This window comes from Methylobacterium nodulans ORS 2060 (assembly GCF_000022085.1).
Lineage (GTDB): Bacteria > Pseudomonadota > Alphaproteobacteria > Rhizobiales > Beijerinckiaceae > Methylobacterium > Methylobacterium nodulans.
Genome location: NC_011887.1, coordinates 417,048 through 442,037 on the forward strand (window position 1 = coordinate 417,048; position 24,990 = coordinate 442,037).

General features: G+C 65.9%; 25 protein-coding genes and 1 pseudogene. 12 read left to right on the top strand and 14 right to left on the bottom strand.

What is annotated here, in order from left to right; genetic code table 11:
* Window positions 1-240: 240 nt before the first annotated feature.
* From MNOD_RS40405 to MNOD_RS40415, 4 genes and pseudogenes are all read right to left on the bottom strand, one after another.
* A complete protein-coding gene (locus tag MNOD_RS40405; protein WP_012631381.1) occupies window positions 241-1,143 on the bottom strand; it encodes an alpha/beta hydrolase in 903 nt (300 codons plus the stop codon).
* A 16-nt stretch (window positions 1,144-1,159) separates the two neighbouring features.
* Window positions 1,160-3,111 (bottom strand): annotated as a pseudogene (locus MNOD_RS40410) (FAD-binding monooxygenase).
* An 87-nt stretch (window positions 3,112-3,198) separates the two neighbouring features.
* Window positions 3,199-3,354 (bottom strand): hypothetical protein, encoded by a 156-nt coding sequence (locus MNOD_RS47765; protein WP_157091850.1) that lies wholly within the window; start codon window positions 3,352-3,354, stop codon window positions 3,199-3,201.
* A gap of 311 nt (window positions 3,355-3,665) precedes the next feature.
* The gene (locus MNOD_RS40415) at window positions 3,666-4,547 is read right to left on the bottom strand and encodes a DMT family transporter (RefSeq protein WP_043754314.1); all 882 of its coding nucleotides are present in this window, start codon (window positions 4,545-4,547) and stop codon (window positions 3,666-3,668) included.
* Between the two features lie 603 nt (window positions 4,548-5,150).
* Between MNOD_RS40415 and MNOD_RS45425 the strand changes: the two genes are divergently transcribed.
* Window positions 5,151-6,329 carry a tetratricopeptide repeat protein gene (locus MNOD_RS45425; protein WP_012631384.1) on the top strand — a complete coding sequence of 393 codons (1,179 nt, stop codon included), beginning with the start codon at window positions 5,151-5,153 and terminating at the stop codon, window positions 6,327-6,329.
* A 287-nt stretch (window positions 6,330-6,616) separates the two neighbouring features.
* On the opposite strand, the gene MNOD_RS45430 is transcribed toward MNOD_RS45425, so the two are convergent.
* The 5 genes from MNOD_RS45430 to MNOD_RS40430 form a co-directional block, all read right to left on the bottom strand.
* Window positions 6,617-6,763 carry a zinc ribbon domain-containing protein gene (locus MNOD_RS45430; RefSeq protein WP_083786758.1) on the bottom strand — a complete coding sequence of 49 codons (147 nt, stop codon included), beginning with the start codon at window positions 6,761-6,763 and terminating at the stop codon, window positions 6,617-6,619.
* Window positions 6,764-6,791: 28 nt separating this feature from the next.
* Window positions 6,792-7,040, bottom strand: coding sequence for a hypothetical protein (locus MNOD_RS40420; RefSeq protein WP_012631385.1), 249 nt, complete (start codon window positions 7,038-7,040; stop codon window positions 6,792-6,794).
* An 863-nt stretch (window positions 7,041-7,903) separates the two neighbouring features.
* A complete protein-coding gene (locus MNOD_RS47770; RefSeq protein WP_012631386.1) occupies window positions 7,904-8,044 on the bottom strand; it encodes a hypothetical protein in 141 nt (46 codons plus the stop codon).
* A gap of 381 nt (window positions 8,045-8,425) precedes the next feature.
* On the bottom strand, window positions 8,426-8,641 hold the full coding sequence (locus MNOD_RS40425; protein ID WP_012631387.1) for a hypothetical protein: 216 nt from the start codon (window positions 8,639-8,641) through the stop codon (window positions 8,426-8,428).
* A 449-nt stretch (window positions 8,642-9,090) separates the two neighbouring features.
* Window positions 9,091-9,909: a DeoR/GlpR family DNA-binding transcription regulator gene (locus MNOD_RS40430; protein WP_050783643.1), complete on the bottom strand. Its 819-nt coding sequence runs from the start codon at window positions 9,907-9,909 to the stop codon at window positions 9,091-9,093.
* 120 nt (window positions 9,910-10,029) lie between these two features.
* Between MNOD_RS40430 and MNOD_RS40435 the strand changes: the two genes are divergently transcribed.
* From MNOD_RS40435 to MNOD_RS40485, 11 genes are all read left to right on the top strand, one after another.
* The gene (locus tag MNOD_RS40435; RefSeq protein WP_012631389.1) at window positions 10,030-11,442 is read left to right on the top strand and encodes an FAD-binding oxidoreductase; all 1,413 of its coding nucleotides are present in this window, start codon (window positions 10,030-10,032) and stop codon (window positions 11,440-11,442) included.
* Window positions 11,439-12,449 (top strand): 4-hydroxythreonine-4-phosphate dehydrogenase PdxA, encoded by a 1,011-nt coding sequence (gene pdxA, locus MNOD_RS40440; protein ID WP_012631390.1) that lies wholly within the window; start codon window positions 11,439-11,441, stop codon window positions 12,447-12,449. The genes MNOD_RS40435 and pdxA overlap by 4 nt, the downstream gene beginning before the upstream one ends.
* Window positions 12,446-13,645, top strand: coding sequence for a four-carbon acid sugar kinase family protein (locus tag MNOD_RS40445; RefSeq protein WP_012631391.1), 1,200 nt, complete (start codon window positions 12,446-12,448; stop codon window positions 13,643-13,645). The genes pdxA and MNOD_RS40445 overlap by 4 nt, the downstream gene beginning before the upstream one ends.
* Before the next feature lie 102 nt (window positions 13,646-13,747).
* Window positions 13,748-15,064, top strand: a complete 1,317-nt coding sequence (locus MNOD_RS40450) for an MFS transporter (RefSeq protein ID WP_244424882.1) — start codon at window positions 13,748-13,750, stop codon at window positions 15,062-15,064.
* A 215-nt stretch (window positions 15,065-15,279) separates the two neighbouring features.
* The gene (locus MNOD_RS40455; RefSeq protein WP_012631393.1) at window positions 15,280-15,732 is read left to right on the top strand and encodes a MaoC family dehydratase; all 453 of its coding nucleotides are present in this window, start codon (window positions 15,280-15,282) and stop codon (window positions 15,730-15,732) included.
* Entirely contained in the window at window positions 15,729-16,919 is a 1,191-nt protein-coding gene (locus tag MNOD_RS40460) for a CaiB/BaiF CoA transferase family protein (RefSeq protein WP_012631394.1), read from the top strand. Before MNOD_RS40455 ends, MNOD_RS40460 begins: the two co-directional genes overlap by 4 nt.
* Window positions 16,920-16,938: 19 nt before the next feature.
* Window positions 16,939-18,123 (top strand): extracellular solute-binding protein, encoded by a 1,185-nt coding sequence (locus MNOD_RS40465; RefSeq protein WP_012631395.1) that lies wholly within the window; start codon window positions 16,939-16,941, stop codon window positions 18,121-18,123.
* Window positions 18,124-18,128: 5 nt separating this feature from the next.
* Entirely contained in the window at window positions 18,129-19,676 is a 1,548-nt protein-coding gene (locus tag MNOD_RS40470; protein WP_012631396.1) for a class I adenylate-forming enzyme family protein, read from the top strand.
* Window positions 19,677-19,871: 195 nt separating this feature from the next.
* Complete coding sequence (locus MNOD_RS40475) at window positions 19,872-20,162, top strand: hypothetical protein (RefSeq protein ID WP_012631398.1); 291 nt, start codon at window positions 19,872-19,874, stop codon at window positions 20,160-20,162.
* 173 nt (window positions 20,163-20,335) lie between these two features.
* Window positions 20,336-21,616: an IS66-like element ISMno2 family transposase gene (locus MNOD_RS40480; RefSeq protein WP_012631399.1), complete on the top strand. Its 1,281-nt coding sequence runs from the start codon at window positions 20,336-20,338 to the stop codon at window positions 21,614-21,616.
* Window positions 21,617-22,016: 400 nt separating this feature from the next.
* Window positions 22,017-22,217: a hypothetical protein gene (locus MNOD_RS40485; protein WP_012631400.1), complete on the top strand. Its 201-nt coding sequence runs from the start codon at window positions 22,017-22,019 to the stop codon at window positions 22,215-22,217.
* A gap of 452 nt (window positions 22,218-22,669) precedes the next feature.
* Here the strand turns inward: MNOD_RS40485 and MNOD_RS40495 are convergent, their stop codons facing one another.
* The 5 genes from MNOD_RS40495 to MNOD_RS40515 all read right to left on the bottom strand — a co-directional run bounded on the left by MNOD_RS40495 (window position 22,670) and on the right by MNOD_RS40515 (window position 24,990).
* Window positions 22,670-23,095, bottom strand: coding sequence for a hypothetical protein (locus MNOD_RS40495; protein ID WP_012631379.1), 426 nt, complete (start codon window positions 23,093-23,095; stop codon window positions 22,670-22,672).
* A gap of 72 nt (window positions 23,096-23,167) precedes the next feature.
* Window positions 23,168-23,620 (bottom strand): Ros/MucR family transcriptional regulator, encoded by a 453-nt coding sequence (locus MNOD_RS40500; protein ID WP_012631401.1) that lies wholly within the window; start codon window positions 23,618-23,620, stop codon window positions 23,168-23,170.
* 64 nt (window positions 23,621-23,684) lie between these two features.
* Window positions 23,685-24,293 carry a DUF1376 domain-containing protein gene (locus tag MNOD_RS40505; protein WP_012631402.1) on the bottom strand — a complete coding sequence of 203 codons (609 nt, stop codon included), beginning with the start codon at window positions 24,291-24,293 and terminating at the stop codon, window positions 23,685-23,687.
* Complete coding sequence (locus MNOD_RS40510) at window positions 24,290-24,745, bottom strand: HNH endonuclease (protein ID WP_012631403.1); 456 nt, start codon at window positions 24,743-24,745, stop codon at window positions 24,290-24,292. The genes MNOD_RS40505 and MNOD_RS40510 overlap by 4 nt, the downstream gene beginning before the upstream one ends.
* Window positions 24,742-24,990 (bottom strand): hypothetical protein, encoded by a 249-nt coding sequence (locus tag MNOD_RS40515; protein ID WP_012631404.1) that lies wholly within the window; start codon window positions 24,988-24,990, stop codon window positions 24,742-24,744. Before MNOD_RS40515 ends, MNOD_RS40510 begins: the two co-directional genes overlap by 4 nt.

Below are 24,990 nucleotides of genomic sequence, written 5' to 3' on the forward strand. Positions count from 1 at the left end.
GCGTCGTGGGAGCTGGCGTGCGGCGGCAGGAACAGCGTACAGCAAGGCCGCAGTACTGACCGAATGCTGAACGCTAACTCGTGATCCAAAGCGGCCCCTCGCGGCTCGCGAGGCGAACGTCCGGTTGCAAGTATTTTTCGGACTTTTGATTTCCTGACACGGTTTCCGAAAACAAGCGACCAATGGCTGGAGCCCCACGCGGGCCCCAGTCTGTGCCAAGGTGCAGTTCGAGGCGGATTATTATCTTCGCTCGCCGGCATAATTGATGCAAGTATCCACAAACCTGCCTACCTCAGCCAGGGCTGCTCGACCTGCTGCAAGCTGTGGGTAGAAGAGGTGCCAGGCGTGGATCATCTCAGGCCAGATCCGGAGCGTGACGCTAACGTCCGCGCCTCCAGCCGCTCCTGCGAGGCGCACAGCGTCATCGAGGAGTGTTTCAGAAGAGCCGACCTGGATCAGCATAGGGGGAAGGCCGCGTAGGTCAGCGTAAAGAGGCGAGATCAGGGGATCGTGCGGATCAGCGCTGTTCAGGTAGGCGCGCGCCAGTTCAGCAAGGTAGGGCTTCTGGATCAGTGGATCGACTGCCGCTTTGGTGATCAGGCTGTCACCGCTCAAGGTAAGGTCAACCCAGGGTGAGCTGAGCCACACGCACCCTGGCAAGGGCTCCCCAGCTTCGCGCAGACGGAGCAACGTCGCGAGGGCAAGACCCCCGCCTGCGCTCTCGCCGGATAGAACGATGCGACGGGGCGCAACCCCGCGCTCTATGACGAAGCGGTAGCCCGCGAGAGCGTCGTCGAGGGCAGCGGGAAACGGGTGCTCGGGTGTGAGACGATAATCGAGCGCGAGCGTGCGCGCCTGGGCCTCACGTCCGGCCTGCGCGACCACGTGGCGATGACTGTCGAGGGAGCCTGCCATGTAGCCCCCGCCGTGGAGGAAGATGAGGACGCGATTAGGGTCCGCACCCGGAGTGACGGTCCACTCAGCTGGGACGCCTCCTGCGTCGGCAGCGGTGACGCTCACGTCCGCGGGGAGCGCGTAGCGTCGGCCGAAGCTGTTCATCCGCTCCCGTCGTGCGGCGGGGTCCGTCGGCCGCGGCTGCGCGAGCAGAAGGTGCCGAATGGCATCGATTTCGGAAACCGTCATCGCACTGCCTCGTCGCTCACGTCATGAACCTGTCGAAGAAAGCCGGCAGCTCGGTATGAGCATCGAGCGGCAGGACATGCGCGACATACTGGTCCGGTCGCACGACGACGATGCAGCCGGTCGCCCGCACGATGCCGCGCGTCTCGAAAATGTCGCCAGCTTTGAAGTCGGGACAGAACACCTTCTCGTAATCGACGAGGCCGTAGTGGCCCTTCCGGGGCCGGAGAAGGGGCGGCATCGCACCAGGGGCCAGTTGGCGATGGCCCTGCTGGAAGATCGCCGCACGTCAATGACGGAATCGATGTCGGCGCCGGCCGGCGTGCAGCGCCGGACGGGAGCGCCCGGGGCCTCGGCCAGGAACGTGCACAGCGCACGCAACTTCGATGACGGGGCATCGGGCTCCTCCGCGTCGGCGAAGAGAAACAGACGCCAGCGACCGTCGGCCTTGACTGTATGACCCAGCTGGAGCGGCCTGGCATCCGCCAGACGGATCACCGGCGCCGAGTGGAAGCGCATGCCGATCACCAGACCCTCGGCCAGGCGCTGGTAGGTAGGCTCGGCGGAGATGAGCGAGGGGGCGTAGCAGGTCTCCGTCCCCGCCGTGAAGCGGCTTTGCTTGAGGAAGTATCTCTGGAACTCGGCCGGATCCACGCCGTCGCCCCCAGCCTCACCGGGGCGCTTAGGCGCGGCGCCGAACATTCGCGCGAACTTGCGGTCGAAGTCGATGAGTTCCTGGGCGACCGCGCGGCGTTCCGCCGAGTAGGTGTGGAGGATGCCTGCCGAGCAGTGCCCGCGGATGACGGCGGCGAGCTTCCAGCCAAGGTTGAACGCATCCTGCATCGAGACGTTCATGCCCTGTCCGGCCTTGGGGCTGTGGGTGTGACACGCATCGCCGGCGATGAACACGCTGGGACAGCGCCGATCGATGTCCTCCTCCGGCACGTCGTCGAACTTGTCACAGGGCCGCTGGCCGATCTCGTAGACTGACCACCACGCGACTTCCTTCACCTCGAGGGTGTAGGGGTGCAGGATGCGCTGCGCCGCCGCGATCAGATGGTCGACCGTGATGGCGCGATCCGCCACGCGCTCGTTCGCATTGAGCTTGTCGAGTTCGATGTACATCCGAACCAGGTAGCCGCCCTCGCGAGGGATGATGAGAAGGCTGCCTTCGTTCGCTGAGTGGATGGCCGTCTTGAGGCGGATGTCGGGGAAGTCCGTAAGCGCCAGGACCTCCATGACGCCCCAGGCTTGATTGGCGGAGTCGCCGTGAACCGCACGTCCAAGCGCCTTACGCACGCTGTTGTGGGCTCCGTCGCACCCGACCACGCACCGCGCGCGTACAGTTTCCACCTCGCCCCTGTGCGCGTCGTCGAGCCGCTCCAGCCTGACCGTTACAGGGTAACGGGAAGAGCCATTCGGTTCACCCGAGCAACCCAGCCCAAGGGGCGCAATGCTGAGATCCAAGAAGCTGCGCGCGTAGCTCGGCTCCAGTCGGCTGGGAGAGTTGCGCATGACGTCAAGATAAAAATCATGCACCCGCGCCTGGTTCATGATGACGTGCGGGAATTCGGACAAGCCATCCTCGGTGTCCTGGATCCGGCCGGTGCGGACGATCGTGGTCCGTTGACTGTCGTCGGGGTTCCAGAAGCACGTCTCGTTAACCCAGTAGGCTTCCTTAAGGACGCGCTCGCTGAAGCCGAACGCCTCGAACATCTCCATTGTCCGGCACGCGATCCCGTCGGCCTGGCCGACGAGGAGCCTGCCCGGCTTTTGGTCAACGATCCGGGTCGTGATGTCGGGAAAGGCGGCGAGTTGCGTCGCGAGCGTCAGACCTGTCGGTCCGCAGCCTATGATGAGAACGTCCACGTGCTCGGGCAGACCGCCCCCTGGTTGCATCGCATTATCCTGACGCGCCGGCTCGGAAATGCCTGGATCTCCGGGCTTGTAGCCGTTGAGGTGGAATTGCATGGGCGCAATCTCTCGGTTTGTGGCTAGGCCGGGAATCTGCTGTGCGATGCGTCAGGTCCAATACGCTGATCGTTGCTGCTGGCTATGCTAATCAACAAATTTGCCGTGTCGATCCTGACGACGCGGATCGGGCGCAACATCCTGACGGCACGGATGTAATCGGCTTGCGTCTTGGTGCCGAAGCCGGATGGTCGTATCCTCGATCATGCGACGGCGCAGCGGGCTGACGGGTTGGTTGCTCATGAGGGGCTCCTGTCCGAGACCAGGGGGACCCCGCGATCTTCGGACAGGCCGCGCCGGGCCGATCACGCCAACTGCTTGCAAAACGCCCTACCGCGGAAGCGGTTTAGTTTTCTGACCCAAAGCGGCCCTTCGTGCCACGTGTAAGGAATCTCCGGAAGCAAGCGTTTTCCAGACATTTGATTTCCTGACACGGTTTCCTGGCATCCGCCGCTACGCGGGGCTCTCGCGTCAAGCATGTCAGCGGGGGCGGCCTCCTGAACTGTCAGGAATCGGTTGTTTTCTAGACATGTAAGGATCACGCGTTCGAGGAATCAGGAGGTCTGGAGAGCCAAGGTCACGCCGCCAAGCGTGAGGGCGAGGGACACGAACTGACGGGGGCCGAGCGGCTCTCCCAAGATCACCGCAGCTGACAGCACTCCGATCAATGGCACGAGAAGCATCCCGGTTGAGGCGACGGCGGGTGGAAGCCGGCGCAGAGTCGCGAACCACGCGAGATAGCAGAGGCCCATCGGGACGAGCGTCATGTAGGCCAGAACCGACCATCCGGCCGAGTTCAGACCGCCGAGGTTCGGCCGCTCGAACACAAGGCCAATCAAGATCATTGGCAGACAGCCGAGCCCGACCTGCCACGCCACGGCTGTGATTGGCGGCAGCGGGAGAGGCGTGCAGTTCAGGACTGTCCCGAGCGCGAAAAGCACAGCGGCGCTAAAGGCAAAGCCGATACCCAGGAGCTTGCCCGTATCCAGGTTGAACCCCCGTGCGCTCAAGAGGACGCTCACGCCCGCCATGCCGAGCAGGAGGGCGCCAGTGCCGCGGCGTGTTGGCCGGCTGCCCAGGATAGGCCAGGCCAAGAGCGTCGCCCAGATCGGCATCGTGTAAACGAGGAGGGCGCCTTCGCCGACATCGAGCCACTTCATGCAGAGGGTGGAGAAGCCCATCCAGGCGAAGACATTGGTGAAGGCGGCGAAGAGCAGCCGGGGAATGACGTGCCGAGGAGCCTTGAGGCTCTCGCCATACAGCACGGCAACGCCGGTCAAGAGAAATGCGGCGGCCGCTCCGGCGACGCCGCGTGCGAACAGGGGTGGCCACTCGCGCAGCAGGAACTTCATGGCAGGCCAGTTCAGGGCCCAGCCAAGTGCGGTTGCAGCCAGGCAGAGAAAGCCGATCCATCGGGCGCTGAGGGGGGCTTTCAACTGACACTCCCAGCGTGAGTTTGTCTGCACGACGGAGATCCTCTAGCACGGCTGTGCACCCCGCCTAATGCGAACCACTCAGGTGCCCACGAGCCAGTGTTTGTGGCCTGCCTCAGAAATCGAAATCGGACCTCAACGCGGGGCTCCCGGGCGAAGGCGGCAAGCTGGGCAGGTATGCCTGACGACCCGTGAACACCGACGCGTTCGCGTTTGCGACAGGCCCCTCGGGGGCGGATTTCTGTAGATCGCTAAAGAGAGTGATGCCGCAGGTCGAGGGCTCTCGCTCGTTCAACCTGGCCCGGCGCATGGATCGTGCGTGAGCAGAACCAGCTGCCCGCTCATTGCTCCGGCTTCGCTTCAATGAACAAAGCATGTAACCGGGGCAGCTCAGCTCCGTTCTGCGGCCTGTTTCAGAGTTTGGGACACGCCGGCGGACTTCTTTGCTACTGTCTAGCTACATCACTGCAGGGGACACAATCCAGCCTGAGGCTATGGCCGAACTTAAAGCTCTCAGTTAGACTGACCCCAGGGTCCGTGAGACAGCCAACCACTTGCAATGGGTTCGTTTCCGGCCTGGTACAAAATACCAGTCAGGTCGGTACCATGCAGCAGATTTATGTATTGACGTCATCATTAGCCTTGCTAGCGCTGACAACATCAGCTGTTCAAGCTTTGGATGCGGCTGGCTATCTCAACCGGGGGATCACCTACTACGGTAATCGTGAGTACGAGCAGGCAATAGCGGACTACAATGAAGCTATTCGGATCGAACCCGGTCTCGCGCTGGCCTACTTGGGACGTGGAAGCGTGTATGAAAGTAGGCGTGAGTACGATCAGGCAATGGCTGACTACAATAAAGCTATTCGGATCGACCCTAAATACGCGATCGCCTACAATTATCGTGGAAATGTTTACGTTAGCAAGGGCGAGTATGATCGGGCAATTGCCGATTACAGTATGGCCATCAGAATTGATCCCGAGTACACAGATGCCTACGACAACCGTGGCTACATCTATCAAAACAAACATGAGTACGATCGTGCAATCGCAGATTACAATGAGGCAATCCGGATCAACCCTGAGCTCGTATCGGCTTATTTCAACCGTGGTCTCATCTACTACAACATGGGGAATTACGATCTAGCAATAGCAGACTACGGCAATGCCATTCGGATAGAACCTAATCATAAGAGCGCCTACAACAATCGTGGTCTCGCCTACTTTGGCAAGGGTGAGTATGATCGAGCAATATCAGACTATGATGAAGCTATCCGAATTGATCCAAGTTACACAAGCGCCTATATTAATCGAGCAAATCTCAACGACATCATAGGAGATATAGATAAAGCATTAATAGACTACAAGAATGTAATACTACTCGATCTAAACCATGAAATAGCCTACATCAATCGCGCTCTCATCTACCAGAACAAGAACAATTACGATCTAGCAATAACAGATTGTAATAATGCCATTCGCATAAAGCCTAAACACGCAAATAGCTATTTCATTCGTGGTGGTATTTACTACGACAAAACTGAATACGACCGGGCAGCGGTGGATTATAGCGAGGCTATCAGGATCGATCCCAAGTACGCACTGGCCTATTTTAATCGTGGGTTGGCATACCTCAATAAAAATGAACCTAGACGATCTCTTACCGACTTTGCTGAGGCTGTCCGGCTTAAACCGGAACTGGAGAAGAACGACAACTTTCTGAAGGCGCGTGCCGATGCGCAGGCGGCTCTGACCCGCTCTCAAGAGCAGCGCCGGCGGCCGTAGCAGCCACGTCTATCCAATCGAGTATACCTCAAATCAAATGTATCAGTGTAGCAGCCTTCGCCCACGCACGTAGGGACAAACTTTAACCCGCAAGCGCTTGAGGGCGCAGGTGCTTTCCGGGTCCGCTCATGTGTACCCGGGTTAGCTGCGCCTCGTCCGCAGACGAGGTTTTCGGGGTCTTGCGACCCTTTGTTTCGCGCTTCGACGCGGGAGGCACGCCCCGCTCCACGCCCGCGGACTGTCCGCGGTGAAGGATGGCGAGTGCCGCGTTGAGGCCGACATTCACTTTAGTGACCACACGATACGCACTCGAATTGAGAGTGTGAGCATTGGATCGCAGCCTCAACAACACCGCAGTTCGTACAAGTCTGCGATGTGTGCCGGGGATCGACGGTCAGCAGGTAACCGCCACGCTCTTCCAGCTTGTAGCTCAGATCAGACGGCCGGCGACCCCCGCCTCTGTCAGCGCATGCGGGTCATCAGACGCAGCGCTTCGATGTCGAACCGAGTGAAGCGCTGACGCCCACTGGGCCGCACACTCTCGCGCGCACCGTAAGGGCCCGACACCACCAGCGGCTCTGCGCGCTGATTGTACCCGCAGGTGAAGCAAGCGGTCGGAGCGTAGGTCTCAATCAGGGGACGCGCCTGCAGGGGTGTGACGGCGGCAAGCAGACCGGCACAGGCCGGCAGAGCGAGAAGGCGCACAAACATAGAGGCTCCTTGCACGGGCGCTGGTGGTACACGCATGCCGCGTTGGCGAAATTTAGTTGGTGATTGCAGAGGCGCAATGCAAGTATCTATCATGAATTATTGTGAGCAGTCTCACACCAGAGTACGCGTGATTAGGAATTTTTGAGGCAGACCTATACGGCGGCTCCCGTGCCTGCAGCAACGTCTGCACCTTCTTCAGCAACGCCGCGTCGGCTCCGACTGTTCGCCCGTCTTCGCTGCGGCCAACGCGCGGGCACGGCGGGCCCGTGGAGCCCCGGCGCCAGTTCGCCGGCGGATGCACTCCCGCGCCGCTGCGCCCGCCTGTAAGCCTCCCCGCGCCGTCCAGAGCCATGCCAACGGCTCAGGTCGCCCATAAGCAAAGCTCACCGGGAACCGGTCTGATTCTGGGCGAGAAGGTCCGAGGCGAGCCAGAATCGGCGCTTGAAGCTGCTCTTGCACGGCTTGGGAGGGGTCTAGCTTTACAGCTGCAGGCGGCTTTTTCGCCCGATCTGTGTGACGTCAGCCCCGTGAGGCCACCGCCCTGAACGCCCAACGAAAACACCGCCTGCAACTGTAGTGGTCGCGCTTGCGGCCGGAGCACATCATTGATCTTCACATTCGCGACATGAGCCGATCCGCCGTGACTCACGGCAGATGCGCTCGATCCGTTCACGTCACGGGCGTGATCAGCGTCGTGCCATCGACCAGGGTGAATGCGATGTAGCCGGCGGGGTGTAAGCCTCCCGTCTACTCTCTCTCGTCAGGACTGGCCTCTTCGGCCTGGCTTAAAGACCCTCCCATGCCGTCTTCACCACCGGAGAATGAGGCAGCATCGTATCCACGAAACGGATCAGATTTCTTAACTATTGAGTCAGCTCCTCTTTAGGTATTGCATTGTGCTTGATAAGCAGATTTATAACAGCACCCAGTGGAATGACTGATGCAGAAAGAGCATCCACAATGGGGCCGGTCTGGTTGATAACCGGGCTTTCTGCCTCAGACATCCCTGCTCTCCTTCACGACAACCTTCCTGAAACGTTCCAGCGCAATCTCGGAGCGCAGACGGCGCTCGCCTAGCAAAGTTTAGAGCGCTGCGCCGGCAGGCGTGTTCCTCTGAATCGGGTCGATCCTATCGAACCAGAACTTCTAGCCCGCCCGGTCCTGCCATGGCGGGCTCTTCTCGTCCCATACCGACCCTTATGCGAACCGGAAGAGGGCCAGCGGGCATGTCCGAAGGGGCTTCGAGAGGTCCACTGTCGGGTGACGAGCGGCCATTCCGACGGTACCTTCCGACGGCACCTATCGAAGGTCGGCACGTGGCGCATCTCGGCCATTCCGGTTGGACGAGGAGCCGTGATTGGCTGCCACCCACACCAGGGAAGAGATCACGCCTCGGGTGCGCAGCGGCCCTGCGCGCGGTCGGCGGCATTCTTCGCAACAGCAAGCTTCTCGCACGCCCGCACCCGCCGCCGGTGGAAGGTGCTCTCCTGCCAGCCCTTAAGCCGGCACCACTCCGCAATCGAGGCCTCCGCGTCCCCGCCAGCCGCTCGGATCCGTGCGTAAGTCTTCAGCGCCAGGAGCTCGTCCTTGGCGGTCAGCACGGTGTGGGCAAACGCCAGGATGTCGATGCTCGCGCTCGGCTGCTCCAGGTCGACCGGCGATCAGAGTGACCGCAGGTGCATCTGCTTCCGACCCGCCGTCGAGCCTCGAGGCGGGCCGGGCCAACCGGTGCTCTTGACCAGTTGCGGACTCTGAGAGCGTTCGCTTTCGGGCACTTCAATTTCATTGCCTCGAATGATTGATGGTGGCCGAGAGCAGTCGGTCTGCTTTCGGACGACCGAGACCGGAAAGCGGACACGGGTGCTTGGAATGAATTGATTTAATTGGAACAACCGCGCAGCCCGGCACCCCTGCGTCGCTGATACCATTCCACGCAAAGCGCGGACGAGCGAACCTCTAGGCATTTCAACGGACAGGTGTTGACCCGCTTTTGCCCAGCCGAATGACGCAACTGTTTCGCCACCTATAGCGCGACCTATCGGATATCGCTCTAGGATGATAGGACTTTGAGCTTTAGCGAAGCCCGCTCAATCTCCAAGTGCGGCCTGCTGTTTTGTGCCGCATCGGTTACAAGCCCCGTGATCGCGTCCATCGAGGCGATGTAGTAGGCGCTGACTTGGCGCCATTTGCTAACATCCGCTACCACCCAGGTCTCGCGAGCCCGGCTCATGGCCGCTCGCTTCACCTCGAGCCCAACCGGGGTGCTGTTCGTCATACCGCGCTCTGGATCAATGCCGGTGACACCCATGAAGTAGAGGTCGAAGTTGAGGCCGCGTAGCTCGGTGACGAGCGCGGGGCCGGTCGCCGCCAGGGTGCCGGGATCGACCTCGCCACCGAGCTGATGAACGGAGAGGCCGACGATCCCGGCGAGCTCCGCGCCGATGTTCACGGCATGCGTCACGATCCGGGCCGTCAGCCCTTCTGCGCGCGCCCGCTCCGCGATCGCGCGGCCGACCTCCCGCGCCGTCGTCCCCGCGTCAAGGTAGACGCAGGATCCCGGTGTCACGAGCTGGGCTGCGGCTTGGCCGACTCGGTGCTTCGCGGCCGCATTCTCCTCGGCACGTCGGTGGTACCCCGGATCGGCGCCGGCGGCCGCTCTGGCGCCGCCGTGCACGCGCCGGACGAGGCCGCGTCGGCCGAGGTGGTCGAGGTCGCGCCGCAGGGTCATCTCCGAGACGCCGAACTGAAGGGCCAGCTCCGCGGTCGAGCGGACCCTTCCGTCGCGTAGAGCATCGACGATCCCATTCAGCCGCACGTCGCGCAGCAAGGTCGGTCCCTCCATGCGGCCGATCGCGGCCGATAGCCTCATCTCACGTCCCGGGCCGTCCTTCCACCGCCCTGGGCGATCGGAGGGTTGACAACGTCTGGCCGATCAGCGTTATAACACAAACGAACAAAAACGAACAAATACCAACATGAGCGAAGAGCGATGACGGTGACGTTCAGCCAGGCCCTGGCCTCATCCCGGCCGAGCCTCAGGATCTCGGCGGACGCGGCCGACCGCACGGCGCACGCGCGCGATTGGTGGCCGCGCGCGGCCAAGTGGACGGACGAGGAGCTCGACCGGCATCGTCCCGATGCGGTCGTCTTCGCGACCGGCGAGGAGGACTGCATCGCCGTCGTCGCGGCCTGTCGGGACACCGGCACGAAGCTGGTGACCTACGGGGCCGGCTCGGGCGTGGTCGGCGCGGCCGTCCCCGACAGCGGTTCGGTCGTGATCGACATGCGCGGCATGAGCCGCATCGTCGCCTTCAATGCGACGGACGGCTTCGTGACGGTCGAGCCAGGCTGTCTCGGGGGCGAGCTCGAGAACTGGCTGAACGAGCGCGGCTTCACGCTCGGCCACTATCCGCAGTCTCTGCATCTGGCGAGCATCGGCGGCCTGATCTCGACGCGCTCGACCGGAACGTTCTCCAACAAGTACGGCGGTATCGAAGAACTGGTCCTGGCGCTTCGCGTCGTCGGAGCGGACGGGTCGGTCACGGCCTTCCGCAACACGCCGCGCAACTCGTCCGGCCCGGCGCTGCAGCAGCTCTTCATCGGTGCGGAAGGCACGCTGGGGGTGATCACGCAGGCGACGCTGCGGGTCTTCCCGCGCGCCGAGCGACGCATCTTCGAGGGCTACCAGTTCCCCTCCGTCGCGGCAGGCGTCGAGGCGGTCCGCAAGGCCTACGCGGCACATCTGCGCCCGGCCGTGCTGCGCCTCTACGATGAGACCGAGGCCGCAAACCTGTATCGCCGCGTGGGACGCGACTCGGGTCCGCCCCTGCTGATCGCGGGCTTCGAGGGTCTGTCCGGCGTGGCGGCGGCGGAGCAGGCCGCCTTCGCGGCCATCGCGAAGGCAGAAGGCGGCATCTCGCTCGGCCCCGACATCGGGAATGCGTGGGAGGCGCACCGATTCGACGCGAACTGGCTCACGGCCGGCAACGAAGGGCCGCGCCGCATGGCGGACGCGATCGAGATCGCGCTGCCCTGGAGCACGCTCGCGGAGGCCCACGCGGCCATCACGGCCGAGGTGGCGCCCTACTGCGCGACCGTGATGAGCCACTACAGCCACTTCTACTCGACGGGCGGTGCGCTCTACGTCATCGTCCTGCTTGAAGGCGCCGACACCGCGTCGGTGCTAGAGCAGTACCGGCAGGTCTGGGACCGGGTGATGCGGAAGGCGCTCGCCTTCGGCGGCAGCCTCGCCCATCACCACGGCGTGGGCCGCCAGCGTGCGCCCTTCCTCCCGCAGGAGCTCGACGGTGGCCATCGCCTGCTTCAGCTCGTGAAGGCGGCCCTCGACCCCGAGGGCATCCTCAATCCGGGCAAGCTCGCGCTGAACGGGGCCGTTCAGTGAGCGCCGCCGTAAAACCCGTCATCGGGGTGACGATGGGCGATGCCGCCGGCATCGGCCCGGAGATCGTCGTCCGAGCCCTCGTCGAGCCGGAGGTCCGCGAGGCCTGCCACGCGATCGTCATCGGCGACGCCGGCATCATGCGGGACGCCGTCGCGCTGACCGGCCTGCCGTGCGAGATCCGTGCGGTCTCCTCCGTCGCGGAGGCAGAATTCCGCGACGGCACGATCGACGTCCTGGACCTTCGCAACATCGCCCGCTCAGACTTCGAGCCCGGACGCATCAGCGCGGCTTGCGGGCGCGCCTTCGTCGAGTACATCCGCCGCGCCGCGCGGATGGCCCTCTCGGGCGAGATCGACGCCGTCGCCTCGGCGCCGACCAACAAGGAGGCGATGCACGCGGCCGGCGAGATCTACCCAGGTCAGACCGAGATCTTCGCCGAGGAGAGCCGGTCGACGGACCCGTTCACGATCCTGACCGGGGGGAAGATGCGGGTCTTCCTCGTCTCCTCGCACGTATCGCTCTCTCAGGCGATCGCACTCGTGACCCAGCCGCGCATCGAACTCGTGATCCGCAAGGCGGTGGCCTCGCTGAAGGAGCTGTGGGGCATTGATGACCCATTGATCGGCGTGGCCGGCCTGAACCCACACGCCGGCGACGGTGGCCTGTTCGGTCGCGAAGAGATCGAGCACGTGATTCCGGTGCTCGAGCGCCTGCGCGCCGAAGGCATCCGCATCGAAGGCCCCGGCCCGGCGGACAGCGTCTACGACCGGGCGGACCGCGGTGCCTATGACGGCGTGATCGGCATGTATCACGATCAGGGCGTGATCCCGCTGAAGCGCTACGGCTACGTCACGGTGATTTCCGGCACGCCGATCATCCGCACGACAGCCGGTCACGGCACGGCCTACGATATCGCCTGGAAGGGCATCGGGCGCGCGAACGTCATGCAGCGCGCGGTGGTGCTGGCGGCCGAGCTGGCCGCCAGTCGTGCGGCGCGGGCGCGATGAGCATCAAGGTCGCCGTTCTTGCCGACGATCTGTCGGGCGGCAACAGCGTCGGCGCCGAGTTCGCGCGCCAGGGGCTCGCGACCCTGGTCGCGCGGGTCTCCGAGGTCGACGCCGCCGTGAGGTACGGCCCCGAGATCATCGTCGTGACCACGGATACGCGCAACCGCTCTCCTGAGGAGGCGGATGCGATCACGCGCGACGCCCTGACGCGAGCGGTGACCCTGCAGCCGGCCTACCTGTTCAAGAAGCTGGACAGCCTGCTACGCGGGCCGATCGCCGTCGAGGCGGCCGCCACAATGGCGGCCGCCGGCGCGGACAGCGCGCTGGTCGTGACGGCCTCGCCCCCGACGGGAAGGACGACGCGCGCGGGCCGCCAACTGGTCGACGGTAGGCCGCTACTGGACGTCATCGCCGCGCTCGATCCGGGAGCGTCCCTCGCCACCGACGAGGTCGGGAGCTTCTTCCTGGCCTGCGGACGGCCGTTGCGGCATCTCGACCTCGATACCGTTCGGGCTGGCGAGATCAAGACGGGCGAGTGGTCCGGCCGCATCACGATCGCGGACTGCGAGACGCAATCGGATCTCGACCGGACTGTCTCGGCGGCAATTGCCGCCGACGTGCGGCTTTTCTTCGGCACCTACGGGATGGGCGCCTCGATCGCTCGCCTCCTCGGTCGCAACGCGGGCATGCCCGTGCTCGTTATCGCCGGCTCGCTCAGCGAGGCGACGCACCGTCAGGTGCTCGCCCTTCGTGAGGAGGGCGAATGTACGCTCCTGTCCGTCGATGCCCCGTCAACGTCGGAGGAGGCCCGCCGCGCCTTGTCCGCCGGCCGCGACGTGGTGCTGTGCGCGCGCCCGGACACTCTCGGGCCATCGGCCGCCCGCCTGCTTGCGCCACCGACCCGCGCGGCCGCGTCGGCGATGGAGGAGAGGATCGCGCGTTGCGCCGAACCGCTCCTCGGGCTCGTGTCCGGTCTCATCGTCTCCGGTGGCTCGACGGCCGACACCCTCCTCGTCCTCATGGGAGCGCATGGACTCGTCCTGTCAGGCAGCGAGCTGCTGCCCGGCGTGCCTGTCGCCCGCATCCTGGGAGGGAGCCACGACGGGCTGCGCTGCGTCACCAAACCCGGTTCCTTCGGGACCGACGATGCCCTGTGTGTCGCGCGGCGCTTCGTGAGGGATCGTCGGATGAGCTGACGAGGCGGAACCAATCTTGACAGTTGGACGGCATTACCACTTCAACTTGTCTGAAATGTTGAAAACTGTCTGAAATATCAGACAATAAGGGAGGGGAAGACAATGGCATCACCAGGCAAGCTGGCCGTCAGCACGGCGTCGACCGGCGTGATGAGAATCCGCTGGGCTGTTCTCGCCATTACCGCCGGCGTCCTGATCCTGAACTACGCGGACCGGTCGGCTCTCGGAGTGGCGGGCGCCTCAATCATCCATGAATTCAACCTGACCAAGACCGAATTCGGCTTGATCTCAAGCATCTTCTTCGTGGGGTACGCGCCGTTCTGCTTCGTCGGCGGTTGGCTCGCCGATAAGTACGGACCACGCGCCGTGATGGGCGCCGCCGTGGGTTGGTGGAGCATCTTCACGGGGCTGACCGCAGCCGGAGCCGGTTACGTCAGCTTCCTGATCATTCGGCTGCTCTTCGGCCTCGGCGAGGGTCCGCAGGGCTCCGTCACCATCAAGACGATGAGGAACTGGTTTCCGCAGAAGCAGATGGGGCTGGCGGTCGGGATCTCGCAGGGCTCCACGCCGCTCGGCGGCCTGATCGGGACGCCGCTCGTGGCCGGCCTCATCGCCTACAATGGCGACTGGCGCCTGCCCTTCATCGTCCTGGGTGTCATCGGCATCCTGATGACGATCGGCTGGTTCGTCATCGTGCGCGACACGCCCGGGCAGCATCCCTGGGCCGGCCAGGCCGAAGTGGACGAGATGAAGGCCGACGCCGCAGTTGTCGCCCAGAGCCCGGCGTCGCCGGGTGGCGCCCCACACTCGGTAGGCTACTATATTCGCCAGCCGCACGTTCTCGCGACGTCGATCGCCTTCTTCGGCTACGCCTGGGTGCTCTACACCTTCCTGTCGTGGTTTCCGGTCTACCTCGTGGAAGCGCGCGGCGTGAACATCAAGGAGGTCGCGATCGTGGGCGCGCTTCCCTGGGCGCTCGGCGTGCTGGGCTACATGCTGGGCGGCGTGCTCACGGACTGGATCGCGGCGCGGACCGGCCGTCCGGCGGCGGCGCGGCGCGGCGTCATCCTGGTCGGGCTCGTCGGTACGGCAGCGCTCCTCGCGGGCGTCGGCTACGTCGAGACGATCACGGCGGCGGTGCTGCTCATGTCGGGCGTGATCTTCCTGCTCTACCTGACGGGCGCCCAGTACTTCCTGATGATCTCCGACACGATTCCCGGCGAGAAGCTCGGCGGCGTCGTGGGCTTCGTTCACCTGATCGCCAACACGTCGGGAATCCTCGCGCCGCTGATCGTCGGCGTCATCGTGGACCAGACGAAGTCCTGGGTCCTGACCTTCGGCCTGTCGGCCGCGATCTGCATCGTCGGCGTCGTGGCCGTCGGGGTCTGGGGCCGCGCGCGGTCGCTCACGGAGGCCTGAAGAGGCGCGACCACGCCGAGCCTGCGGGTCGTCGAGCGGTGCCTGCCCCCGGAGGTAATCACCTCCGCGGCGGGGCAAGCTGGCGCTCCACGATCCGCCTCTCACCGTGGCCGAACGCCTCGGCCACCTCCGCGACGTGGGGTCCAGGGTCGAAGCGCCGACCGATCGGCGACACAAGCCGTTCGCCCTATTCGTCTCCTAGAAGGACCAGAGCCATGCCAGGCTGGCAGACCGTCGAACGATTCTTCGAGGACTACACGCTGGGTGAGCGGGACGTGGAGCGTCGCCGCACGATCGACCAAGCGGATATCAACATGTTCGCGGGTCTGACGCTGGACTTCCATCCCGCGCACATCGACCGCACCTTCGCCGACGCCCGCTACGGCGGCCGCCTGGTGCACGGCGTGCTGACCTTCGCACTCGTGACCGGGCTCAACGTGGAGTACAACATGCGGGCGATCTCGTACGGCTACGAGAAGATGCGCTTTCCTGGTCCCTTGCGGGCCGGCGACACGCTGGTGGCGCGCTCGGAGGTAGTCGACCTCAAGCCGCACCGCAGGCCCGAGATCGGCCTCGTCACCAAGCAGTACACGGGCCTCAACCAGGACGGCGCGACGGTCTTCAGCTGCCTTCACATCCTCGCCGTCGATCGCCGGAGCGCCGCATGAGCACGACCGAATTCCTCAGTGAGTACCGTGGCAAGGGTCCGCTTCGGAACGTCACCGTCCTCGACTTCACCCAGATGATGATGGGCCCGGTCGCCACGCAGTTGCTCGGCGACCTCGGGGCCGTGGTGATCAAGGTCGAACGGCCCGTCAACGGGGAGTGGGAACGCAGCTACATGCCGCGCGGCCGCCGGCTCCACGGCGAGTCCCCCTACTTCCTGGCAATGAACCGCAACAAGCTGGCGGTCACGGCCGACCTCAACGACGAGGCCGACCGGAGCTTCCTGTTCGATCTCGTGAAGTCCTGCGACGTCGTGGTCGAGAACTTCCGCCCCGGCGTGATGGACAAGCTCGGCTTCGGCTACGACGACCTGGTGAAGCACAATCCGCGTCTGGTCTACGCGTCCGGCTCGGGCTTCGGGGCCGAGGGGCCGCTCGTAAAGCGGCCCGGGCAGGACATGCTGCTCCAGTCGATGAGCGGGCTCGCCGCCAACAGCGGCCCGGGGAACGGTCCGCCCGTCCCGGTCGCGGCGCCGATCCTCGACGCCTCCACGGGATTCCTCCTGAGCTTCGCGATCGCGTCGGCGGTCCTCGACGCGCGGGAGAACGGCACGCCGCGCCAGATCGAGGCGAGCCTCCTGGGGACCTCCCTCATGATCCAGTGCCAGGAGGCCCTCGTCTCCATGAACACCGACCTGACGTGGGAGCGCAGTTCCTCGGGCATCGCGGCCCCGTGGACCGATGCGCCCTACGGCGTCTACCAGACGCGGGACGGCTTCATGGCGATGTCGATGACGCCGCGCGCGAAGCTCGCCGAGATCTTCGCGCTCGATCCGTCGCTCGTCGCGTGCACCGATGACGAGTGGTTCCTGCGCCGCGACGAGATCAACGCGATCCTGGTCGAGAAGCTGCGCACCCGGACGTCGGACGAGTGGATCGCCGAGCTGACCGAGAAGGGCATGTGGGTCGCGCCTGTCCAGTCCGTCGCCGAGATGGTGCGCCATCCGCAGGTCGAGGCCAACGGCTACGTCGAGGCGATCGATGCGCCCGGCGGCAAGCAGGTCCAGGCGGTCGGCCTGCCTTTCCGCATAAGCGGGGTCCACGGCGCGAACCGGCTTCCCGTGCCGACGATCGGCCAGCATGACGCGGTCGTGCGGCAGGCGCTCGCTGGCCGCAAGCCGCAGGGTTGAGAAGCGGGGGCAACCGATCATGGCGCAGCAACCCTCGCTCCGGGGGATGACTTGGAGCCATCCCCGGGGCCTCGATCCGCTCGTGGCCTGCGTGCCGCCGTTGCGCGACCGCGGCGTGGCGGTGACCTGGGATGCCCGCTCCCTCCAGGGGTTCGAGGAAGCCTCGATCCAGCACCTCGCCACGCAGTACGACCTCATCGCGATCGACCACCCCTTCCTGGGCGACGCGTTCCGGCAGGGCGCCCTCCATCCGGTCGACGGCATCGTGGGCGAGGCATTTGTCGATGAGCTGCGGGCAAGCTCCGTCGGTCCGAGCTTCCAGAGCTACCTCTGGAAGGACCGGCTCTGGGCGATCCCGGTCGATGCGGCGGCACAGGTCGCGGCCTTCCGGGCGGACCTCTTGGCCGATCTCGGCCGCGCGGTGCCGCGGAGCTGGGCGGAGGTCCGGGCGCTCGTGGACGCGCTGCCGGCCGGGAGGTCGGTGGCGATGCCGGCCAATCCGACGCACGTCCTGCTCGCCTTCGGCACGATCTGCCATGCGGTCGCCGCGGACCGGAGCACCCAGGCCGACCTGCGCCCGCGCTGGTGGCGAGACGACGGTTTCGACCCGGAGACGGCACGGGCGGCGCTCGCGCTCCTGCGCTCGCTCCTCGACGCGCTGCATCCCATGTCGTGGGACAGCGACCCCATCCAGATCTTCGACCACATGGTCGGGAACGACGACGTGGTCTACACGCCGATCGCCTTCGGCTACTCCAACTACGCGCGGCCCTCCTCCTACGAGCGGCCGCTCGGCTTCTGCGGCGTGCCGTCGATGGACGGGGCGGTGATCGGTGGGATGCTGGGCGGCGTCGGCCTGTGCGTTTCCCGGCAGTGTCGCGACCTCGAAGCCGCGGCCGCCGTGCTGCGCTTCGTCGCCGCCAGCGGAACGCAGCGCGGCCTCTACACGGAAGCGGGCGGCCAGCCTGCCCATCGGGAAGCCTGGATCGACGAGCGGGTCAACACGATCTGCCCGAACTTCTTTGCGCCGACCCTTGCCTCCCTCGATGCGTCCTTCGTACGGCCCCGCCTCCCGGGCTACCCCGCCTTCCAGCGCGAAGGCGGGGAGGTGCTGCACCGCCTCCTGCGGCAGGGCGCATCGGACGACGAGATGATCGCTGCTATGAATGCGCTGTGGAGCGAGATCCGCGAACGGGACGTCTGACGAGCATGGCAGAGGAAGCGCCGGGCCGACCAGAGGCCTCGTCCCATCTGGAGACTTGGGCGGCCCTTCTTCTGGCCGCGCACGCGAACTTCGCTGGGCAGGTCGCCGTCGTGAGGCCGGAGGGCGCCTGGTCCTACGCGGACGTCCTGGGCGCCGCGAGTCGCTGCGCGGGCCGGCTCTCTGGCCTTGGCGTGACGCGCGGGGCGCGCGTGGTGATCGCACTGGACAACCGGCCCGAGACGGTCGTGATCGAGCGCGCGCTCGCCCTGTGGGGCTTCGTCCGCGTCGCGCTGAGCCCCCGCCTGCATCCCGAGGAGATCGATTTCATCGCGGCGGATTGCGAGGCGGCAGTGGTGATCTGCGAGGCGGCGGTCGCGGGTGCCCTGAGATGCGAGGCGACCGTCGTGAGTGCCGAGCCGCACCCCGCTGCCACCCTCTCCCTCGACGCACTGATGGCGGAGGCCACCGCGCCGGCCCTGCCGGCGATCGGCCCTGACGACCTCGCGTCCCTGATGTACACGTCCGGCACGACGGGACGACCGAAGGGCGCCATGAACACGCATCGCAACTGGCACGCGATGGCGACGCGCATGGCCTCCATCCTCCCGCCAATCGGGCCGGGCGACGTTCTTCTCCATGTCGCCCCGATGAGCCACTTCAGCGGTTCGGTCGCGTCCGCCTACGCGGCGAACGGCGCCGCCATCGCGACCCTGCGCCGGTTCGATCCCGCGCGCGCCGTCGCGGTTGCGCGGCAGATTGGGGCGACCTGCATGCCCTTGGTTCCCACCATGGTGCTCGACCTAATCGCCGGGCGGGACGAGGGGCCGCTCCTCCCGAGCCTGAAGGTGCTGCCTTACGGCGGATCGAGCATCGCGGCGGATGCCCTAGTGCGGGCCCGAGCCGTTCTCGGAGACACGCTCCTCCAGGTCTACGGGATGAGCGAGGCCCTGATCCCCGTGACGGCGCTCGCGACGACCGAGCATCGGGCCGGCGATGGGGAGCGCGCGCGCCTGTCGAGCGCCGGGTCGCCCGTCCCGGGCGCTGCCGTGGAGGTTTGCGCACCTCCGGGAGAGGTCGGCGAGATCCGCGTCCGCGGCCCGAACGTCATGATCGGGTACTGGAACAATCCCGATCAGACCCGCGAGGTTCTCGATGCGGAAGGCTGGTACGCGAGCGGCGACCTCGGACGGCAGGACCCTTCGGGACGCATCGAGATCGTCGGGCGAAGGCGGGACGTCATCATCACCGGCGGGTTCAACGTTTATCCCGCCGAGGTCGAGCGGGTGATCGCGGCCGTGCCCGGCGTCGCGGAGGCCGCGGTGATCGGCGCGCCCCACGCGCGCTGGATCGAGACCGTCGTGGCCGTCGTCGTGCGCGAGGCCGGGGCGCAGGTCGGAGCGGATCAGCTCCTCGCGGCCTGCCGCGATCATCTTGCCGCCTACAAGAAGCCGACCGAGATCCGCTTCGTCCCTGCCCTGCCGCGCATCAGCACGGGAAAGGTCGACAAGCGCCGCCTGCGCGAGCTCTATCTGGCCGGAGCCTACGCGCCATGAGGCTGGTCCCGGCGCTCGATCGCGGCCTGCGAAGCCTGGCGCTCCTCGCCGAGCGCGGCGGCTATATGCGGGTCGACGAGATCGCGTAGGCGCTCGACCTGCCGCGGAGCGCGACCTACGAGATCGTCCACACGCTCTCCACTCACAGGGCCATCCGGGTTCTTCGAGAACGGCGACGTCGCGCTTGGGCCTCAGGTGCTGGTCCAGGGGAGCGCCTTCGAGAGGCAGCTCGACTTCGGCGACATCGCTGTCTCGACGGCCAAGGCCGTGATGCAGGAGGCCAGCGAGACGGCGCAGGTCGGCGTGCTCGATGGACGGTCAGTCCTCTACGTGGCCAAGGCCGATTCCATACGCCGCTCTTATGCGAATGGGGCCGGCCTCACGCGGGCGGGCGCATTTCCGGCGACGACGGGCGCTCACATCCAGCGTGCCCTGAACTGGGTGAATGAGCTGGTGCTGTGCAACATGCAAACCGCGCCGGCCTAGTCCAAACGGCAGGATTGCCTCGCCGCCTGAGGCGTGTACTTCTAGTGCCACTTGTCTACGAGCGTAATTACCCACGGGGTGCGCGCGAGCGCGGCGTGACCCACAAGCGAGGCCGCTAGAGGGAGTTCGCCGCGCCTCTTGCCGGGAGGCGATTTGGCTGATTCCCTCGTGGGATGGGCCGCAGCGAGCTGGAACGCCTGAGCAAGCAGGAGCTGATCGAGCTGGTGCTGCGGCTGCAGCGCCCCGAGAAGACCTCGCGCACCTCGTCCAAGCCGCCCTCGACCGACCGCAAGGAGCGGCGCGAGCAGGCCAAGCCCGGCGGCGCCAAGCCGGGTCACGAGGGACATAGCCGAACGCTCAGCCCCGATCCCGACGAGATCGTCGCTCACCGCCCGGGTCACTGCCCCTGCTGCGGAGGTGTTCTGGCTCCGGATCTGCCGGCCGAGATCGTCAGCGTGTGCGAGCAGATCGACTTGCCCGCGGTGGCACCGATGGTCACCCAGCATCAACGGCTCGCCGTCCGCTGCCCGGCTTGTGGCACGCGCGTCGTCGCTCCAGTGCCGCAGGCCGCACGCGGCACGCCGTTCGGCCCGCGCCTGCACGCGGTGGCGGTGTATCTGAAGACCTTCCAGGCTCTGTCCTACGAGCGGCTGCAGGCCGCGTTGTCGGACCTGTTCGGGCTCACCTTGAGCCAGGGCGGGCTGATGAACCTGCTGCGTCGGGCCCAGAGGCAGTTCCGTGCCGATCGCGAAGCTGCGGTCTCGGCGCTGCGCCGGGCCGCGGTAGTCGCCTCGGATGAGACCGGCGTGCGCATCGAGGGCAGCAACTCGTATCATTGGGTGTTCCGCTCGGACGCAGCGGTCGTTCATCACGCGGCCTCGACGCGGGCCGCCGCGGTGGTGCACGCGATGATGGACGGACACCGGCCGTCCGTGTGGCTGTCGGACCGCTACACCGCCCAGCAGGGCCACGGTGAGCATCACCAGACCTGCCTGGCGCATTTGGCCCGTGACGTCGCCTACGCGGTCGAGGTCAGCGACGACCCCGTGCCGCTGCGCCTACAACTCTGGCTGGGAAGCGTGTTCAGCCTGGCCGAGCGCGTCACCGACCTGGCCGCCTCGACGCTCTCGGCCAAGCGCCGGGCCCTGGATCGGCAGCTGTCCGCCATCCTCGCTGCACCAAGCCGCTGCGATCTGACCCGCGCTCTGCAAGCCAAGATCGGCCGAGCCCGCGACCAGCTCCTGGTCTTCCTCGACCATCCCGGCCGCGTGGCGGTCACCAACAACGCTTGCGAGCGCGCGCTGCGCCCGGCAGTGGTGCAGCGGAAGGTGACGAACGGCTATCGGGCCATGTGGGCGGCCGCGGGTGAGGCGGACGTGCGCACCGTCGTCGACACGGCCCGCCTCTCGGGGGCCGGCACCTTCGCCACTATCCTCAACATCATCCGCGCCTGATCCTACCGCCACGGGCGTGGGTAATTACCTACGAGCTGCCTTCGCCCGCCCGGTTTACTGTGGCGGGCTTTTCTTGTTTTCAGCCCCTGATAGCCGTTCCAACCGCTCTCCTCGCTGGAGTCACATTCTTCTTCGCAATCTGCAATAATATCGTCCCATCGTCTGTCTTATAAGCACTTAGATTATAGATTTATTCTATAGAACCTGACCTCGCCTTAAAAAAGCGATTATTATCTGCTCATCCGCGTTATCGGGAGCATTATGGCGCGCCGTGCTCAAGCTTGTCGATCGCTTGTTGAGGACGCGGCAGAGGTGACCGTCGGCCGGCGCAGCGGAACCAGACGAGCAACCGGACGTCGACTCGTGGGCCTTGTGCCCCAACGATTGATGGCAACCGGTCATGAAGGACCCCAACCTCGCCGAGGTGCTGCGGCAGGTCGAAGAGACGATCACGGAGTGGAACCGTCAGGCGGCTGAACTCCGCCGGTCGACGGAGGAGTTGCTCCGCGTCGAGGTGACCGCCGAGCGCAAGTCCGCCCGCGCGATCCGATGCGCCTGGACGCCCGCCCCGGGCCGCAGGAGAGTCGCAGGCGGCGTTTGAGGGGGCCGGCGGTGCCGGGGGCGGGGACTCGACAGGCACGATCGGCCGCTGGTGGCCTCCTGCGCGATCCATCGGAACTGATTGGTCGGCCGGCGAGTTACCGGCGGTCGGCGCGGGTGTCTCCCCCGCACGTCCCCGCGCCGCCAGCGAGACTCCTCGCAAAGGGACGGGGGCCGGTCAGCCGGAGGGGGCCACCGGTCCTCGTCTGACACCTGCCCGTGGGCATCACCACGGACAGCCGATTGCGCCAGGAGCTCCGGTTCCTTCTCGCCGGGCTCGCCCATGTCGGAGCCTTCGGTGAAGCCAAACAGGGGCTCGCTGTCGAGCTCTTCGTCGCGGCCGCTGTTCTCTGCCGCGGTTCTCTCATCCTGAGCCAGGACCACGCTGTCGGGCGGCAGGATGAGGAATGCAGCAGCGGGTAGGAAAGGCAGAGAGTCACCGACAGCCGCCTCTCACCGTCTAGCTGGTCGAGTTCCGAACCCAGACCGATTTTCGCCTTCGGCCAAGCTCGCCGCGTTCTTTGCCGCGGCGAGCCGCTCACAAGCCCGCACGCGCCGTCGGTGAAAGGTGCGCTCTTGCCAACCCTTCTCACGGCACCACTCCGCAATCGAGGCCTCCGCGTCCCCGCCGGCCGCCCGGATGCGCGCGTAAGTCGTCAGCGCCAGGAACTCGTCCTTGTCGGTCAGCACCGTGTGGGCAAACGCCAGAATGTCGAAGCTGGCGCTCGGCTGCTCCAGGTCGGTAGAGCGCAGCGCATTGCCGGGCCTGGTGGCGACCGCGGATTCCCGCAGGAGCCGCATCGGGATGATGACCCACCGCTCGATGTCCTTGGCGGTCCACGCAGGGAGCGGATCAGCAGGCTCAGGGGGCTCTGCCACCTCGCTCGGCTCCTCGCCGCCTCTGCCGTTCGCTCCAGGGCTCCCCTGCAGGCTCACACTGCTTAGGGCTCCTCAGCGCGCCTTCGCCTGCGAACGGCCGCCGCTGCGCCCAGCTGCACCCTTGCGGCCCAGCCCAGAGTTCTTGGCCAGCTCGGAGCGTTGCGCCGCGTAGTTCGCCGCGACCATCGGATAATCGAGCGGAAGGCCCCACTTGGCCCGGTACCGCTCGGGCGTGAGCCCGTGGGTGCGCAGGTGGCGCTTCAGCGACTTGTAGGGCTTGCCGTCCTCCAGGCTGATGATCGCGTCCGGCGTGACGGTCCGCTTGATCGGCACCGACGGGACGAGGACGGGCGTCTCGGGCTCGGAGGGCTGGCCGAGACTCGCGAGTGCGCCGTGCACCGAGGCGATGAGGTCGGGCAGCTCTGCAGGGGGAACGGCGGTGTGGGCGACGTAGGCGCCGACGATGCCGGCGGTCAGGCTGACTAGGTCCTGGGTGGGCAACGGGGAGGTCGTGGTGTCGGACATGGTGTTGTCCTGTTGTGAGAGAGGCGCTTGAGCCTCGGGGTGAGCCCGTGGAAACGGGATGGGGTTAGGCCGGCTCAGCGTGCTGCGCCGGCCGGCCGAGCATCTTGGCCACCGTTGCCTCGGAGAGTTTCAGGCCGCCGAGGCCCTGGGCCTTCAGCTGCTCGAGATGGTTCGTGGCGGCTTCAGCCTCGGCCTCCGGTGTCGGTCGCTCCTCGCCCGGCATCGCCAGCCGCGCCGCGAGGTCGGCCGCGGCCTTGCGGGCCTTCTCGGCCATGGTTGGATCGGGATCGGGGATGACCTCGGCATCGAGCACGCGGCTCAGGCGCGCACGCTCGGCAACCTGCGGCTCAATCAGCCGCCGCACCTCGTGCGCCAGATCGCCGGGCGAGGGCATGAACTTCCGATCGCCCGCGAAGCCTTGAGCGAACCGATTGCAGGCCTGCTCGATCGCCCAAGCGGGATAGCGGGCGAGAACGGAGAGGTAGAGCCCCTTGGCGAGGGTGCGACCGCCCTCGCCAACAGCCTGCGTGGCGAGGACCGGCAGACTACAGCCAGGCGATCGCCAGGCCACCATGAGCAGCATCAGGTATGCGCCGGTCTCCGCAGCCGAGAGATGGCCCGTGTCGGCGATGAAGGCGTCGGTGAAGAGTGGCAGGCTCGGATATGCGCTCATTGCAGCCTCGCCGGAGCCGGACGCCAATCCGTGTCGTCGCTCGCGCCCTTGCCGAGGTTGCAGTCCTCGCAGAGCACCTGGAGGTTCGAGATCTCCAGCGCGAGGTGCGGATAGCGCGATCGGGGCTTGATATGGTCGACGTGCAGGGGGGCGCGCTTCGTGCCGCGAGCGCCGCAGCACTGGCAGGCCCCGCCGTGCAGCTTGAGCGCCTGATACCGAACGGCACGCCACTCGTCGGACCAGTAGAAGCCCTGCCGCTTCATGCGGGCTGGAGGCACCTCGTCGCCGAGGTGGCCGGCTTCCTTCGTCGCGCGTGCGAGCAGGTTCTTCAGTCGCGCTTGATGCGGAGCCTTCCGATTTCCCCGCACACCCTGGCACGCCATGCCGCGGCGTGCACCGCACTGCGGGCAAGATGCGAGCAGCGCAAGCTGCCGGCGAGAGACCTTGCTCACGCAGCATCCCTCCCCCGCTTGGCGATGATGGCGGCCCGGAACTCGTCAGCGTTGTCGCGGACGAGTTCGAGCGTGCGGACCGCAGCGCGGAGCGGCTCGATCTTGGACCGGCAACAGCCGGTCTCGACGGCGCGGCGCTTCTCTGGGGCCTGCTCCCAGGCGCGGACAGCCGCCTCGATCGACAAGGCGCAGCACAGCACCTCGTCGATCTGCTGCTGGATGGTGGGATGCGACGGCGCATTCAT